Here is a 15,191-nt window from a genome sequence, read left to right as displayed (position 1 = left end):
CCGACCTCTTGCCGGACGGCCCGAACGATGTCCGCGCGCAGCGGCTTGGGCGGTGAGGACGGGCTACATCAACCACTCGGCAGCGCGGCTGCCGGCACCTCCCCGCCGCCTGAACCCATCAGCGAGCTCGGCGCCGCGCACGCCATGCGCCCGGGCGCGACGCCTTCCCGCGCCCAGGACTATGCAGACACGGGGCAGGCCGCCACCGGGCCGGGCCTGCACGAGCCGGGCGGCATGAAGCCATGAGCCGGCTTTCGGTCAGACGCCGAACGGATACGTATCCGGCACGCCCTCTCTGCGTTTTTTCACTGCAAGCGGCGTCACCGCGCGGGTGTCGTCGAACCATGCGTACGCGTCGAATTGATCGGGCAGCGAGGCGCTGGAGTAGTGGCTTTGGAGTTCGGTCTGCGGCCGGTAGATGACGCCTATGAAGCGTTCCAGCCGGGGCGGCGCCAGACGCTCGCGAAGCGCGTCATGGATGCCAGGCCGCAGGTCCAGCAAAAAACGCGGCTCGCCGGCCTGGTGCATCGGGTACTCGTAGCTGTCCTCGCGCGCGGGCCGAACCTGCATCACTTCCATCGGCCCATCCCAGTCGTGGGCCGCGGCAACCGTGCCATGGTGGGTGCCGAAGCCGATCAGGGCGGCGGCTCGCCCGAATTTTTCGCGGCAGAGCTGGCCGATGTTCAGTTCGTTGCGGGCCTGGCCCATCTCGGTGGCAGCGGCGTTGCCGACATGCGAATTGTGCGCCCAGACCACCGCGCGCGAAGCCGGGCCGTGCGCATCCAGCACGTGGTTGAGCGTCTCGAACATGTGCGTGTCGCGCAGGTTCCAGCTTTGCACCGAACTCTGGTACAGCGTGCGGTAATAGCGTTCGGCGGTGGTCACCAGGCGCGCGTTCTGCGCCGCGTCCAGAAACAGCACGCCGTCCTCGCGCGCGTAATCCAGACGCTTCCTCAGCAGATCCCGCAACTGCGCCACGACGTCCTCTTCGCACGCTCCATGACGTTGCGTCTGCGCGGTCCGGCCGTAGACCGCGGGATCCTTCTGCCATGGCGTGAGGCACGCATAACGCTCGCGCGCCACCTCGGCAGCCGTGGGATCGACCCGGTCCAGATAACCGAGCACGGCCGCGACCGAGCTGGACAGGCTGTACATGTCCAGTCCGTAGAAGCCGGCCCGCCGCTGCACGGGCTGGGCGTCGTTATGCGCGCGCAGCCACTGCGTGAATGCCTGCACGTCGGTATTGCGCCACATCCAGGTGGGGAACCGCTGAAACGGCGGTTCCGCGGGCGGCGGTGCGGGCCGCTGCCGCACGTAGCGGTCGATGCTGGCCGCGTCCGGCCAATCCGCTTCCACCGCCACGATGGTGAAACCGTGCCGCTCGATCAACCGTCGCGTGATCGCCGCGCGCGCCTGGTAGAACTCGGCGGTGCCGTGGCTGGCCTCGCCCAGCAGCACCACGCGGCGGTCGGCGTAGCGGTCGAACAGGGCGCCGAACTGGGACGAGGCCGGATCGGGCAAGGGCTCGGCCGCGCGGCGGATAGCCTCCGCCAAGCTGCCGCGGCGCGGCACTGTTTTCGGCGCGGCGGGGCGTGCTGGCTGGCTGCCGTCTTCGGCCCAGCCCTGCTTGCCGATCAGCGGCACGAACATCACCGCGCCCAGGTCCTCCTCCTCATAGCGTGTGTCGTCCAGGCGAGTCAGCTTGTACAGGCGTTGACCGCCTGCCCGGTCGCCGATCGGCATGACGAGGCGTCCGCCGATGGCGAGCTGTTGCCGCCACGCTGGCGGCACCTGCGGCCCGCTGGCCGCGGCCACGATGACATCGAACGGCGCGCCGGGCGGCCAGCCCAGCGTGCCGTCGGCCGTATGCACCTCGACCCGGCTGACGCCGAGCTGCTGCAGCCGTTGCCGGGCGCTCTCCGCCAGCGATGGCACGCGCTCGATCGAGTCGACGCGCCGCGCCATCCTGGCCAGCACGGCGGCCACGTAGCCTGAGCCGGTGCCGATCTCCAGCACACTGTCATTCGGCTGGATCTCCGCCGCCTGCAGGGTCAGCGCCACGATGTACGGTTGCGAGATGGTCTGCCCGGCTTCGATCGGCAGCGCCGTGTCATCGTAGGCCAGGGCGCGCATCGCCTCGCCCACGAACGCGTGGCGCGGCACGTGGCGCATCGCCTCCAGCACGGCCTGGTCGTGAATGCCGCGATCGACGAGCTGGCGCTGCAGCATCGCGGAGCGGGCCTGCACGTAATCGCTCATCGCCGAATCCGGTCAGTGCGGCGTGGCGACGCGCGCGGCGACGTCGGCCTTCAGCGAACGCTCGTCGGTGGCTTCCAGATCGGCTTGGGCGACAATGCCGCAGATCGCGCCGTTGGCATCCACGATCGGTACGCGCCGCACCTGCTGGCCAGCCATCAGGCGGGCGCACTCTTCCAATGATGCATCGTCGGAAAGCGTCCACGCCGGAGCCGTCATGCACGATTCCACCGGGGTGTTCCGCGGGTCGCCGCCAGCGGCGACGCAGCGCACCACGATGTCGCGGTCGGTGATCACGCCCACCACCTTGAGTCCGTCGCGGGTCACCGGGATCTCGCCGACGTCCGTCTCCAGCATCAACCGCGCGGCCTCGCTGAGCATGGCATCGGGCGAACAACAGCGTGGCCGGGGCGTCATGATCTGCTGCACCTTCATGGCTTTCTCCGTGGGCCTGGCATCAGGCAACACCACCACTCTGCCGCGGCGGGCCTGAAGGAAAGGCGATCGAACTGTCAACGGCCTCCTGCGTATCCGTTTCGATCAGCTTGCGCCGGGCGCGCCAGGTCTCCGCGGTCTGCGGCTTGATGAACAGCGAGATGATTTCCGGATGCGCCACCTTGGCCTGCTTCTCGATGCGGTCGACGCAGGCTTCGATCTGTGGGGTGGTCAGCGCGTCCTCGAACTCCGCGCTCAGCGCTGCCACCACCTGGTTAGGCCCCATCTGCACGGTCAGCACGCCGTTGGCGCAGCGCACGCCCCTGTCGGCCGCCGCGATCGACAGGATGGCGTCGCTCACTGCGGGGTGGGCGTTCTCGCCGATCAGCAAGCCCTTGGTCTCGCGTGCCAGCAAGGTCGCCGACACGGCGAGCACGCCGGCGATGCCGATCGATGCCACGCCATCGAGCATGGGCAGGTCGAACAATTGCGCACCGGCCAGGCCAACCATCGCCACCAGCAGGCCCAGCAGCGCGGCGCTGTCTTCCAGCAGCACGGTGAAGGTGGTGGGATCCTTGCTCAACCGGAACGCCTCGAAGTATCCCAGTTGGCCCTTGCGCGCGCGAAACTCGCGTAGCGCGATGTACCACGAGCCACTTTCGAACAGGAACGATACGGCCACCACCAGATAGTTCACCAGCGGATGGTCGATGGGCTCCGGCTGGCGGATGTGCATCACGCCTTCATAGAACGACACGCCTGCGCCCATCGCGAGCACCAGCAGGGCCACGATGAAACTCCAGAAGTACAGCTCGCGGCCGTGACCGAATGGATGGGTGCGATCCGCCGGCATGCGGGCGCGGCGCATGCCATGAAGAAGCAGCACCTCATTGACGGTATCGACCAGCGAATGCACGCCCTCGCTGAGCATCGCCGAACTGCCCGTGAACGCGGCCGCCACGAACTTGGCGACGGCGATCAACAGGTTGCCGGCAAGCGCGGTGTAAACGACGGTGTGCGAGCCGGATTCGGACATGGCTCAAGCCTTCGCGTGAAGACGCCGACCAGGCCGCCTGAAGCGGAAATCTGGCAGGGGTGGCGTTGGTGTCCGTCTCCGCCTGCGCGGAAATGACGAGGGCAGGGGACCGCCGGTGGCGAAGGGCATCCTCAAGGCATCAGGCCGGGAATGGCCGCGCCAGGATGTTCATGCCGCCGTTCACGTCCGGGCGACGCTGCCCGGGACGGCGAGATTCGCGCGCAGGCCGGCCACCGCGGCGACGGCCCGGCTGACGGCGTCGAGCAGTTCCTGGATACCGTAGGGCATGGAAAGCAGCTCGCTTCGGGGCGGGGCCCGGTGTGGCCGGCCTTTCACGGCGTCGAACACCAGCACGGTGGCTACGGCGGGGCAGCGTTCCAGGGCGCGCCTGTACACGTCGTCGGACAGTGAGCTGCGCATGTCGGTGATCAGCACATCGATCCTGCTGGCATCGGTCAGGAGGGCGTCGGCGGCGGCGAAGCCGTGCGCGGCCAGCACCCGGTACCCGCCGCACTGCTCCAGCACTTGCCGGGTCAGGTCGAGCACGATGATGTCCTCGTCGATCAGCAGCACGGTCATGGATTTTTTCGCGGCGTGCTCCCGCGGGAGCCTACGCCGGGTCATGAATTCAATCCGCAGGCTGGGCGGGCGTCAACCATCGATGTTTCGCCGCGCAATCCGCCGCCGCCGCCGGCCGGCAACGCCTGGTGGGGAACGATGCGCCAGTGGTCTAGGCGGTAATGCCGGGTCCTGAAGCTGGCCAGTGGTGTGCCGGGCAGCGCCCTCTGGAACAACTCGCTGACGGCATCGCCCGATAGCGAGCAGCCGTTATAGCCGGTCCCGTGCACCGCGATGCATTCGGCGCCGGGAAGCGCGGACTGCCGGATGCGCCGCGCAAGCACCGCGATCGCGGGACTCTGCAGGTAGCAAAGGATTTCCGACAGCACGATGAGGTCGAAGCCTTCGCCCCAATCGCCGCCTGGCAGGTGCGCCTGCTTGAACGTGATATTGCCACGGCATGATTCGCGCGCCGCGGTCAGTGCCCGCATGCTGGTGTCCACGGCGACCACGTCGTCGCAGATGGCTGCCAGGCGTTGGGTAAGCACACCGATCGAACAGCCAAGATCGAGCGCCCTGGCGTAGCGCGGCTGTGCGAGGCTGGCGATGGTGGCTGCGTGTTTTCTCTCTTCGTAGAGGCTGCTCCTGTATCGCCACGGGTCGGCATCGCGCTCGTAGAGTCGCTCGAAGTAGTCACGGTCAAAGGTCTTCGCCGGGCCACGAACGGCCGGCGCCACCGCTACCCGACGGGAGTTTCCCGATGCGTGCATGCGCTGCCATCTCCTGTAGGAAAACGGACGATGAATCAGGCTGTATCAAGAGCCGGTGAGTTTTGCGTGTGCACCATCTGCACGGTGACGCTCGCCCGCCGTGGAGCGACGTCCCCGCGGCTATCCGGGTTTCCCCGGCAAATGTCCGCACGGCGGTCTTCACAGGCGCCATGAGACGCTCGCTTCCCGTCGCGCGACAGCGCGCGGCGCGAACGCCGCACCAGCGTGCTGCCTGCACTTCGCGCCAGGGAAGCCCATGCCCGGCCGTGACCGCAAGGATTCCGCCGGCGAGCGGTTCGCCGTGCGCGGGGCACGCCGCGCATCACGGCAGCAGCCGGCCGCGCAGTCTCAGCGCATCGAACGGGGCCTTGGCCTTGGCGTCGTTGTCGAAATAGCAGTAGACGTCGCGCGACTTGCGCGCGGACGGCGGTTGGCGACTCGCCCGATGACTGGCATCGCGCGGCTGGCTGCCCCGCATCCACGTGCGGATCCGGCGGGCCCAGTTGTCCAGCGCGGCAGCGGAGTATCCGCTGGCGTACAGCACCTGGTCGCCATGCAGCCGCAAGTAGACGAAGCCGGCGGTCACGTCCTGCAGCTTCGGCCATTTCGTGGCAGCATCAGAGATCACCAGTCCAGCCCGGTGCCTGCGCAACAGCTTGATGAAGGCCGGATCGGCGAAGCTTTCATGACGTATTTCGATCGCGTGGCGGAGACGGCGCTTGCGATCCACCGACAGCTCGCCGACATGCTTGATATGGCCGTCATGGCTCGTGGCCATCGTCGCGGCCGTTTCGCTGTCCCTGGGCAGCCGCGCCAGGAAGGCATCAAACAGCTCCTCGTCGTATTTCAGGCTGGGAGGAAATTGCCACAGGATCGGCCCGAGCTTCTCGCGCAGTTCCAGCACGCCGGAGGCGAGGAAGTTCGCCAGCGGCTTTTCCATCTCGCGCAGCCGACGCACGTGCGTGATGAACCGGGGCGCCTTGACGGCGAATACAAAGCCACGCGGTGTGTCGTGGTACCAGGCGCGCCAGCTCTCCGGTCGCTGCAGCGAATAGAACGAGCCGTTGATCTCGATGGTGTCGAGCCGGCGCGAGGCGTAGTGCAGTTCCCGCCGCTGTGCGAGACCGGCCGGGTAGAACCTGCCTCGCCAGGGCGGGTAGCGCCAGCCGGAGATCCCGATGCGCAATCTGGCCATGAAGCGCCCCGCTGCCGAGTGGCATGCGAGGTTAGCGGGCAGGCCGTCGTTCCATGATGAAGGTCAGCCTCTGCTTCCTCGCCGTCATCCCCGCGAAGGCGTGACTGACGATGAGACCGGGTTACGGGGTCGACTTCCCGGTCTCAATGCCGCGCCAGCTTCCACGCGTGCTGCGCGATGCAGTCGTTCTCGCGTGCGGGAACCACGCGGACGGCGAGGTCGCATACCAGCGGCGCGAGCTGATTCAGGATATCGGCGCGCAGCGTCAATGCGTGTTCGCCGATGCCGCCGGTGAACACCAGCAGGTCGATGCCGCCCAGCGCCACGATCATGCCGGCGATGTGCCTGGCCACGGAGCGCGTGAACTGCGCCAGGGCCAGCGCGGCCATCGGCTGCGTCGCCGATTGCGCCAGCAGCTCGCGCGCATCGGCGCTGGTGCCCGACACGCCGCTGAGCCCCGACTGTCGTTCGAACATGTCCTCCAGCGCGGCGATGCTGTAGCGGCCCTCGCGCAGCAGATAGAGCAGGATGCCGGGATCGATGTCACCCGGGCGCGTGGCCATCATCACGCCGCCCGCGGGCGTGAGCCCCATCGAAGTATCCACCGAACAGCCGTCGCGTACGGCGGTGACGCTGCAGCCGCTGCCGAGGTGGGCGATGACTATCCGGGATGGGCAGTCGCGGCCGAGTTGCCGCACGACCGACTCGCACGAGAGCCCATGGAAACCTACCCGTTCCACGCCGCCGTTGCGCAGGGCGGCGGGCAAGGGAAGCACCCGTGACACATCCGGCATGCCGTTGTGGAATACCGTATCCAGGCAGGCGATCTGGGTCGCATCGGGGAACGTCGCCATCGCGTCGACCAGGAGCCGCAACGCCGGCGGCACGTGCAACGGCGCGAACACGCTGGCCGCATCGAGCTGACGCAGCACGCTGTCGTCCACCCGCGCGTGCTGGTGCAACGAGATGCCGCCATGCACGATGCGATGGCCGATCACGGACGGCGGCGGCAGCTCGCGCATCTCGCCCAGAAGAAAGATCGCCTGCAGTGCCGAATCGGCGCGAACCGCACGCCGTTGCAGGCGGCCCCGGGGCGAATCCAGCAGGAAGACGCGCTGGTCGCCATCGCTGGTCATGCTGCCCGACACGCGCTCGACCGGCTCCGTGCCGTCGACGGTATAGAGGCCGAACTTCAGCGACGACGAACCGGCGTTGAGCGCAAGGATGCCAATGTTCCGATCAGGCATCGGCATCGCTTGCTCCGGCGTTGGCAGGCTGCCATCGCCAGTGTCGGATGTCGGGCAGGTCGACGCCGTTCTCGCTGACGTACAGCCGATGCCGCGCGATATCCGACCAATAGCGTTGCCGTGCGGTTTCGTGCTGGCTGGCCAGCCGCGGCACGCGCAGAATCGCATCGAGGGCGAGCTGGAAGCGGTCCAGATTGTTCAGCACCATCATGTCGAACGGCGTGGTGGTGGTGCCTTCCTCGCGATAGCCGCGCACGTGCAGGTTGTCGTGGTTGTGGCGGCGGTAGGTGAGCTTGTGCAACAGGCCTGGATAGCCGTGGTAGGCGAAGATGATCGGTTTGTCGCGCGTGAACAGCCGGTCGAACTCGTCGTCGTCCATCCCGTGCGGATGCCGGTCGGGCGGTTCCAGTGCCAGCAGGTCGACCACGTTGACCACGCGCAGGCGCAGATCGGGCACGTACTCGCGCAGCAGCATCACGGCGGCCAGCGTTTCCACGGTAGGCGCGTCGCCGGCGCAGGCCATGACCAGCTCCGGGTCGTCGTCGCCGGTGCCGGCCCATTCCCAGATGCCGGCGCCCGCGGTGCAATGGATCACTGCCTCCTCGATGTCCAGCCACTGCCATTCCGGTTGCTTTCCGGCCACGATCAGGTTGATGTATTGCCGGCTGCGCAGACAGTGGTCGGTGACCGACAGCAGGCAGTTCGCGTCCGGCGGCAGGTAGATGCGCACGACCTCGGATTTCTTGTTGGCCACGTGATCGATGAAGCCGGGGTCCTGGTGCGAGAAGCCGTTGTGATCCTGGTGCCATACCAGCGAGCTGAGCAGGTAGTTGAGCGATGCGATCGGTGCGCGCCACGGCACCTGGCGGGTCACCTTCAGCCACTTCGCATGCTGGTTGAACATGGAATCGATGATGTGGATGAACGCCTCGTAGCAGTTGAACAGGCCGTGGCGACCGGTCAGAAGATAGCCTTCCAACCAACCTTCGCACTGGTGCTCGCTGAGCACCTCCATCACGCGGCCATCCGGGCTGAGGTTGGTGTCGCTGTCGAGGGTCGGGTCCAGCCAGGTCTTGGCGCTTGTTTCGTATACCGCATCGAGTCGGTTGGAGGCGGTTTCGTCCGGCCCGAACAGGCGGAAGTTGGCGTGCTGCAGGTTCAGCGCCATCACTTCGCGCAGCCACTGGCCGAGCGCGCGGGTAGCCTCCGCCTTGACGGTGCCGTGGCCGGTTTGCGGGATGGCGTAACGGCGCATGTCGGGCATCACCAGCGGCTTCAGCAGGCTGCCGCCGTTGGCGTGCGGGTTTGCCCCCATGCGGCGCTGGCCGGTGGGCGCCAGCGCGGCGAACTCCTCGCGGAAATGGCCCTCGCCGTCAAACAGTTCCTCCGGCCGATAGCTGCGCAGCCATTGTTCCAGCATCTGCAGTTGCTCGGGGCGCTCCGGGTGCGGCAACGGCACCTGGTGCGCGCGCCAGGTGCCTTCCACCGGGTTTCCGTCGAGTTCCTTCGGGCCCGTCCATCCCTTGGGCGAACGCAGCACGATCATCGGCCAGCGCGGCCGCGACGCGGCGGATGCCGGCGCCTGCCGCGCCGCGCGCTGGACGCGGCGGATGCGCCGCACCGCGCGATCGAGCGCGGCGGCGAACGCGCGATGCATGGGCTTCGGATCATCGCCGGCCACGACGATCGGGTCGTAGCCATAGCCGCGGAGCAGTTGCAGCAGTTCCTTCTCCGGGATGCGCGCCAGTACGGTGGGGTTGGCGATCTTGTAGCCGTTGAGGTGGAGGATGGGCAACACCGCGCCATCGCGCACCGGGTTGAGAAACTTGTTCGAATGCCAGCCGGTGGCGACCGGCCCGGTTTCTGCCTCGCCATCGCCGACAACGCACGCCACCACCAGGTCGGGATTGTCGAAGGCGGCGCCGTACGCGTGCGACAGCGAATAGCCGAGCTCGCCACCTTCGTGGATCGAGCCGGGCGTTTCCGGCGCCACGTGGCTGGGTATGCCATACGGCCAGGAAAACTGCCGGAACAATTGCCGCATGCCCTCGCGGTTGCGCTCGATGTGCGGATAGATCTCCGTGTACGAACCTTCCAGATACGTATGCGCCACGATGCCGGGCCCGCCGTGGCCCGGGCCGATCACGTAGATCATGTTCAGGTCGAACTCGCGGATGACCCGGTTGAGATGCACGTAGATGAAGTTCAGCCCCGCCGTGGTGCCCCAGTGGCCGAGCAGGCGCTGCTTGACGTGTGCCGCACTCAGTGGCTCTTCCAGCAGCGGGTTGTCGCGCAGGTAGATCTGTCCCACCGTGAGGTAGTTGGCCGCACGCCAGTAGGCATGCATGCGGCGGAGCTGGTCTTGCGCAAGCGGGCTCATGCGGACACTCAATCCTGTGCCGGCGGCCTGGCGGCCGCGCGGCGCTCTGACGATCGACGCAGACAAGTGCAAGGCGGATGCGACGCGGCATGGACCCGGAGGCCTGGCTTGCAGCCGCCAGCGCATCACGCTAAGCCACCACAGATCATCATTTCGTGACAGGCGAACGATGGGCGGGTGATGAAGCAGGCGTCGCTGCGGCTCGATCCGCCCGTGCATGGCCACATGAAACTTGCGGAACCTTGACGCCGCGTTGATCGGGTCTCGCCGAGGCTGGCGGCTCTTCTTCCCCCCGTCAGGATTCCTTCATGGATGCCATCAAGCTGCTTACCCAGGACCACCAAGCCGTGCGCGAACTGCTCAACCAGCTTGCCGAGTCGAGCACGCGGGCCACCAAGAAGCGGACCGAACTGCTGTCCGAGATCGCCATCCAGTTGAAAGCCCACACCACAATCGAAGAGGAAATCTTCTATCCGGCGTTCAAGGCCGCGGGCGAAAAATCCGACGACGCGACGATGTACTTCGAAGCCCTGGAGGAACATCGCGCCGCCGGCGATCTGGTGTTGCCTGACCTGCTCGGTACGCCGACCGACAGCGAGAAGTTCTCCGGCCGGGCCAAGGTGCTCAAGGAGCTGGTGACGCACCACGCGGACGAGGAAGAGAAAAGCATGTTCAAGCGTGCCAAGCAGCTGATGGACGCCGCCGAGCTGAAGGAGCTCGGCAATAAAATGGAGGCACGCAAGGCGGAGTTGCTGGAACAGTTCGAGGCCGAAGCGAGCGCCGGCACTTGAGCATCGTCAAAGCGTAATGGGTGCATGGGTCGGGGCGCCCCGCAGACGGAGCGTGCGGCGCGGGTCACGTGAGCCACGCTGCCACCCGGGAGCGTCGGCGGGCCGAATGTCCGGGGTGGGCGATCGGGGCTGGGCCCTCTGGATGGCGCCTGCTGCAGCAACACGAACCCGTGGGTATGGGGCGGTCAGCAAGTTCGCCGCCAGTCAGCGCCGACCATGATGTCATTGAGCAATGGTGTTGATTGCCCGCGTGGGCATGGGCTGCCACGCGTTTCGCATGGGCTCCGGTACTCGCCGCGCAGGCTCGCGACAAGGGTGCAACCCTCAAGCCGAACGGCATTGCAGCATTTCTTCCTTGGATTCATGGCTGCCTGTCGGCGGATTCGCCCCCGATCGGGATGCGTCCGGCCGCATGCAGCTGAGGTGATTTAGATCAATACGTCTGGCTGTCTCCTGCGTAGCTTGATAAATCGCGGAAGGAGCAGGGTATCGATTTGCTGACTATGCGTCGCCGCACGCAATCACCAAGGAGAAGCCAACCATGTATTCCTATCGTCGTTTTGCTTATGTCTCGCTTGGGGTGGCACTCATCGCCCTGGGCGGCTGCACTGGTTATGTGAAAAAGGCTGATTTCGATTCGACGGTCAGCGAGCTTCGCGCCAACGACCAGAAGCAGCAGCAGGAGATCGCCGATCTCACGCAGCAAATGCAGCAGCGCTTCGCCGCCTATGACGCCAAGATCGCCCAGATGGGCGGGCGTGTGCGCGTCGACGCCATTTCGCACTTTGCCTTCAACGACGCGACCCTCCGCGACGAGGACAAACCGCTGCTGGATGATTTCGCCAAGATCGTCTCGGCGCATTACCCGCAGGCGATGGTGACGGTGGAAGGTTTCGCCGACGCAGCAGGCGGCAGGAGCTACAACATCCGACTCGGGCATGCGCGTGCCGAGGCGGTGCGTGATTACCTGGTGAAGAGCGGCGGACTGGCTGCCGACAATGTGCGCACGGTCAGCTATGGCAAGGCGGAAAACCGCCAGGTCCTCAAGGGCAAAGGGGGCGATGGCGCCGAGCCGAATCGCCGCGTGACGTTGGTGGTCGACTTTGCCGGATCGCCGGCGGCACCGTGAACACGGGGCCGTCCATGTCAATCGCATGGCGAGGAAGCCGATGACCATGGCCCAGCCGCAAACCGACGGTTTTCTTGACCGCACCGATGCCGGACAGCAACTGGCGCAGGCGCTGTCCTCGCTGCGCGGCCAGCACCCGCTGATACTGGCCATCCCGCGCGGTGGCGTACCGATCGGCAGGATCGTCGCCGACCGTCTGGACGGCGAGTTCGATGTCGTGCTGGTGCGGAAGATCGGTGCGCCTGGCAACCCCGAGTATGCGATAGGCGCCATCGATGAGACCGGGGCGGTGCTGCGGTCCGGCCATGCAGACTTCTTCGATGTGGATGACGACTACATCAAGCGCGAGGCTGCCGAGCAACTGGCCACCATTCGGGCTCGCAGGCAGAGCTACAGCCTGGGCCATGCCGCCATCGATCCGGCCGGACGCATCGCGGTCGTCGTCGACGACGGACTGGCGACGGGGGCCACGATGCGGGCAGCGCTGTTGGCGGTGCGGGCGCGCAAGCCGGCGCGGCTGGTTTGCGCCGTTCCCGTGGCGTCGCCGCGGGGCCTGCAATCGGTGGCGGATGTGGTGGATGATCTCGTCTGCCTGTCCGCGCCGGACCATTTTCGGGCGGTCGGGCAGTTCTACGCGAACTTCCCCGCGGTCGACGACAGCGAAGTGATACGCCTGCTGGTGCGTTCCCCCTCCGAATCGCCCGCGCCCGTGCTCTCCGAGGACGTCCGGATTCCCGTTGATGGCCTGTTGCTCGACGGCCACTTGCAGGTGCCGCAGGGAGCCCATGGCCTGGTCATCTTCACGCATGGCAGCGGCAGCAATCGCCGTAGCCCGCGCAATCGCCTGGTAGCCGATGCCATGCACGCGAAAGGCCTGGCGACCTTGCTGTTCGACTTGCTTGTCGAAGATGAAGCCAGCGACCTGTCCGCACGCTTCGACATCCCCAGGCTCACGGCACGGCTTGACGCCGCCATCCGATGGGCCGCGCATCATTCGCGCACGCAGTCCTTGCCGATCGGCCTGTTCGGCGCCAGTACCGGCGCGGCGGCCGCCCTGGTGCTGGCCGCGCGCTATCCGATGGCGATCAAGGCCGTCGTGTCGCGGGGTGGCCGCCCGGATCTTGCAGGACATGGCGCGCTGGCGCAGGTGCAGGCGCCCACCTTGCTCATCGTTGGCGGTGCGGATCACGAAGTCATCGCACTGAACCGCTCCGCTCTGTTGGTCCTCCCATGCCATGCCGAACTGGTGCTGGTTCCGAACGCCACGCATCTGTTCGAGGAGGAGGGTGCCATCGAGCGGGTAGCGGCACTAGCCACAAGCTGGTTCGTGCAATGGATGCCGGATCAAAGCCGCGACGTCACCGCAGGCGTGCCCTGAATCGATGAGCGGAAATCTTTCTTGAATCGTGCGCACGACGTTGACCTGGATCAAACGCGCCCCGCTTCGACTTCGTACGCTTGCCGCTGATCCCAGCTTGCCGGGAGTGGGGGCGGGGGTTCAACCGAGCGATATCGAATGACCTGTGTGGAGGATTTATTCATGGCAAACCTTACCCGTTGGAGCCCCTTGAAGGCCCTGTCACGGTTCGAGCAGGGCGCTCCGTTTGACGACTTCTTCCGTGGTTTCAGCCTGCGGCCGCAGTGGTCCGAACTCGAGGCGCCGGATGTGCGCATCGACGTTGCCGAAAACGATGGCGGCTATCGCGTCAAGGCGGAAATGCCCGGTGTGGACAAGAACGATATCGACGTCTCGATCAGCGGCAACCAGGTCGCCATCAGCGCCGAAGTGAAGCGTGAGAGCAAGAAGAAGGACGATGAGCGCGATATCTACACCGAGCGCTATTACGGACAGGTCTATCGCTCGTTCAGCCTTCCCGACGAGGTGGACAACGACAAGGCCACGGCCCATTACGAAGGCGGTGTGCTCACCCTGGAACTCCCCAAGAAGGGAAACGGCAGTGCCCGCAAATTGACGATCAGCTGATCGCCTCCCGCGCTGCCCGCTGCCCCGTGGTCATCCCGGCAGAGGGCAGCGTGAGCTTGCGACAGTCACGCGACAACACCGATGCCGAACCCTTCCCATACTGCGCTGGACGTCATGCGTAACGAAGCCATCCGGCTGGATGGCGACGAGCACGATTACGATACGCTGCTCGATGCCATCGGGGAGCGGGGCCTGGTGTTGCTCGGCGAAGCCACGCACGGCACCCAGGAGTTTTACCGGATGCGTGCCGAGCTGACCCTTCGCCTGGTGGTCGAGAAGGGGTTCGATGCGGTCGCCGTGGAGGCGGACTGGCCCGATGCCTATCGCCTGAACCTGTTCGTGCGCGGCGAAGGACACGATCAGGCCGCGCCATCCGCATTCGACGATTTCCAGCGTTTCCCGCGCTGGATGTGGCGCAACGAAGAGGTCCTGCGTTTCGTGGAGCGCCTTCGCGACATCAACTTGACACGGCAGGCCAACGATCGCGTCGGCTTTTACGGCCTCGACATGTACAGCATGTACCGGTCGGCCAACGCCGTCGTCGATTATCTTTCGACGGTGGACGAGGAGCAGGCGGCCATCGCCAGGAAGCAGTACGCGGCACTCGACCATGTTCGCGATCCGCAGCGCTATGGCTATGAGGCAGCGCTGGGCCTTCGTCCGGATTGTCGCGAGGCAGTACGGCAGCGCTTGCTGGATCTGTGGACGCTGGCCCCGGAGTATCCGGCCGCTGATGGCAGGAATGCCATGGATGCGTATTTTTTCGCCGAGCGCAACGCCCAAGTCGTGGCCAGCGCCGAAAGCTATTACCGCGCCATGTTCGGATCGAGGGCGGCGAGCTGGAACGTCCGCGACGAACACATGGTGCAGACCCTGTTCGCGCTGCAGGGACACCTGCGCGCGCTCGGCAGTGCCGGCAAGGTGGTGGTGTGGGCGCACAACTCGCATCTCGGTGACGCGCGCGCCACCGAGATGTCCCGTGGCGGCGAGTGGAACGTCGGCCAGCTGGTGCGCGAGAGGGCGGGCGCCGAGGCGGCCTTGCTGGTTGGTTTCACCACCTATACCGGCACGGTGACGGCGGCCTACGAGTGGGACGGCGAGGCCGAATGCCGCCAGGTCCGGGCGGCGAGAGCGGACAGTTACGAGGGCCTGTTCCATCGCAGCCGGCTGGACCGCTTCTATTTGCCCATGCAGGGAGAAGCGGCGCTCCTGTTGCGTGAGCCCCTGCTCGAGCGAGCCATCGGCGTGCTGTACCGTCCCGATACCGAGTACGAGAGCCACTATTTCATGGCATCGATCGCTGCGCAGTTCGATGCGGTGTTCCACCTCGATGAAACTGCGGCGGTCGAGCCGCTGGACACGGCGGCCTCACGGCTTGAAATGCAACCCGTGTAACGCGCCCGTGCAAGG

Annotated in this window: 13 protein-coding genes; 5 read left to right on the top strand and 8 right to left on the bottom strand. The window is 66.3% G+C overall.

From position 1 onward, the window contains the following. Positions 1–258: 258 nt before the first annotated feature. The 8 genes from ACFPME_RS13905 to ACFPME_RS13870 all read right to left on the bottom strand — a co-directional run bounded on the left by ACFPME_RS13905 (position 259) and on the right by ACFPME_RS13870 (position 9,877). The gene (locus tag ACFPME_RS13905; protein ID WP_377306251.1) at positions 259–2,259 is read right to left on the bottom strand and encodes a protein-L-isoaspartate(D-aspartate) O-methyltransferase; all 2,001 of its coding nucleotides are present in this window, start codon (positions 2,257–2,259) and stop codon (positions 259–261) included. A gap of 12 nt (positions 2,260–2,271) precedes the next feature. Next, positions 2,272–2,691 carry a CBS domain-containing protein gene (locus tag ACFPME_RS13900; RefSeq protein ID WP_377306250.1) on the bottom strand — a complete coding sequence of 140 codons (420 nt, stop codon included), beginning with the start codon at positions 2,689–2,691 and terminating at the stop codon, positions 2,272–2,274. Between the two features lie 22 nt (positions 2,692–2,713). Next, positions 2,714–3,727, bottom strand: a complete 1,014-nt coding sequence (locus tag ACFPME_RS13895; protein ID WP_377306249.1) for a cation diffusion facilitator family transporter — start codon at positions 3,725–3,727, stop codon at positions 2,714–2,716. A gap of 180 nt (positions 3,728–3,907) precedes the next feature. Further along, the gene (locus tag ACFPME_RS13890; protein ID WP_377306248.1) at positions 3,908–4,306 is read right to left on the bottom strand and encodes a hypothetical protein; all 399 of its coding nucleotides are present in this window, start codon (positions 4,304–4,306) and stop codon (positions 3,908–3,910) included. Between the two features lie 41 nt (positions 4,307–4,347). Beyond that, positions 4,348–5,055: a class I SAM-dependent DNA methyltransferase gene (locus tag ACFPME_RS13885; RefSeq protein WP_377306247.1), complete on the bottom strand. Its 708-nt coding sequence runs from the start codon at positions 5,053–5,055 to the stop codon at positions 4,348–4,350. A 322-nt stretch (positions 5,056–5,377) separates the two neighbouring features. Then, positions 5,378–6,250, bottom strand: a complete 873-nt coding sequence (locus tag ACFPME_RS13880; protein ID WP_377306246.1) for a DUF72 domain-containing protein — start codon at positions 6,248–6,250, stop codon at positions 5,378–5,380. Between the two features lie 143 nt (positions 6,251–6,393). Beyond that, positions 6,394–7,497: an acetate/propionate family kinase gene (locus ACFPME_RS13875; protein WP_377306245.1), complete on the bottom strand. Its 1,104-nt coding sequence runs from the start codon at positions 7,495–7,497 to the stop codon at positions 6,394–6,396. Continuing rightward, positions 7,490–9,877, bottom strand: coding sequence for a phosphoketolase family protein (locus ACFPME_RS13870; protein ID WP_377306244.1), 2,388 nt, complete (start codon positions 9,875–9,877; stop codon positions 7,490–7,492). The genes ACFPME_RS13875 and ACFPME_RS13870 overlap by 8 nt, the downstream gene beginning before the upstream one ends. A gap of 308 nt (positions 9,878–10,185) precedes the next feature. Between ACFPME_RS13870 and ACFPME_RS13865 the strand changes: the two genes are divergently transcribed. The 5 genes from ACFPME_RS13865 (at position 10,186) to ACFPME_RS13845 (ending at position 15,176) form a co-directional block, all read left to right on the top strand. Next, a complete protein-coding gene (locus ACFPME_RS13865) occupies positions 10,186–10,668 on the top strand; it encodes a hemerythrin domain-containing protein (protein ID WP_377306243.1) in 483 nt (160 codons plus the stop codon). 541 nt (positions 10,669–11,209) lie between these two features. Continuing rightward, the gene (locus tag ACFPME_RS13860; protein ID WP_377306242.1) at positions 11,210–11,797 is read left to right on the top strand and encodes an OmpA family protein; all 588 of its coding nucleotides are present in this window, start codon (positions 11,210–11,212) and stop codon (positions 11,795–11,797) included. A gap of 46 nt (positions 11,798–11,843) precedes the next feature. Beyond that, complete coding sequence (locus ACFPME_RS13855) at positions 11,844–13,175, top strand: phosphoribosyltransferase family protein (RefSeq protein WP_377306241.1); 1,332 nt, start codon at positions 11,844–11,846, stop codon at positions 13,173–13,175. 162 nt (positions 13,176–13,337) lie between these two features. Further along, positions 13,338–13,781: an Hsp20/alpha crystallin family protein gene (locus tag ACFPME_RS13850; RefSeq protein ID WP_377306240.1), complete on the top strand. Its 444-nt coding sequence runs from the start codon at positions 13,338–13,340 to the stop codon at positions 13,779–13,781. 114 nt (positions 13,782–13,895) lie between these two features. After that, positions 13,896–15,176: an erythromycin esterase family protein gene (locus ACFPME_RS13845; protein ID WP_377306239.1), complete on the top strand. Its 1,281-nt coding sequence runs from the start codon at positions 13,896–13,898 to the stop codon at positions 15,174–15,176. Positions 15,177–15,191 lie beyond the last annotated feature (15 nt).

Source organism: Rhodanobacter umsongensis, from assembly GCF_042654965.1.
In the GTDB taxonomy this organism is placed as follows: domain Bacteria; phylum Pseudomonadota; class Gammaproteobacteria; order Xanthomonadales; family Rhodanobacteraceae; genus Rhodanobacter; species Rhodanobacter umsongensis.
Note: the sequence above shows the minus strand (reverse complement) of the source record. Positions and strands in the feature narration are given on the sequence as shown.

Coding starts and splice junctions, on each gene's coding strand:
- ACFPME_RS13890 (WP_377306248.1), bottom strand. CDS start 4,306: ATGACCGTGCTGCTGATCGACGAGGACATCATCGTGCTCGACCTGACC.
- ACFPME_RS13870 (WP_377306244.1), bottom strand. CDS start 9,877: ATGAGCCCGCTTGCGCAAGACCAGCTCCGCCGCATGCATGCCTACTGG.
- ACFPME_RS13855 (WP_377306241.1), top strand. CDS start 11,844: ATGGCCCAGCCGCAAACCGACGGTTTTCTTGACCGCACCGATGCCGGA.
- ACFPME_RS13845 (WP_377306239.1), top strand. CDS start 13,896: ATGCGTAACGAAGCCATCCGGCTGGATGGCGACGAGCACGATTACGAT.
- ACFPME_RS13895 (WP_377306249.1), bottom strand. CDS start 3,727: ATGTCCGAATCCGGCTCGCACACCGTCGTTTACACCGCGCTTGCCGGC.
- ACFPME_RS13860 (WP_377306242.1), top strand. CDS start 11,210: ATGTATTCCTATCGTCGTTTTGCTTATGTCTCGCTTGGGGTGGCACTC.
- ACFPME_RS13865 (WP_377306243.1), top strand. CDS start 10,186: ATGGATGCCATCAAGCTGCTTACCCAGGACCACCAAGCCGTGCGCGAA.
- ACFPME_RS13900 (WP_377306250.1), bottom strand. CDS start 2,691: ATGAAGGTGCAGCAGATCATGACGCCCCGGCCACGCTGTTGTTCGCCC.
- ACFPME_RS13850 (WP_377306240.1), top strand. CDS start 13,338: ATGGCAAACCTTACCCGTTGGAGCCCCTTGAAGGCCCTGTCACGGTTC.
- ACFPME_RS13875 (WP_377306245.1), bottom strand. CDS start 7,497: ATGCCTGATCGGAACATTGGCATCCTTGCGCTCAACGCCGGTTCGTCG.
- ACFPME_RS13905 (WP_377306251.1), bottom strand. CDS start 2,259: ATGAGCGATTACGTGCAGGCCCGCTCCGCGATGCTGCAGCGCCAGCTC.
- ACFPME_RS13885 (WP_377306247.1), bottom strand. CDS start 5,055: ATGCACGCATCGGGAAACTCCCGTCGGGTAGCGGTGGCGCCGGCCGTT.
- ACFPME_RS13880 (WP_377306246.1), bottom strand. CDS start 6,250: ATGGCCAGATTGCGCATCGGGATCTCCGGCTGGCGCTACCCGCCCTGG.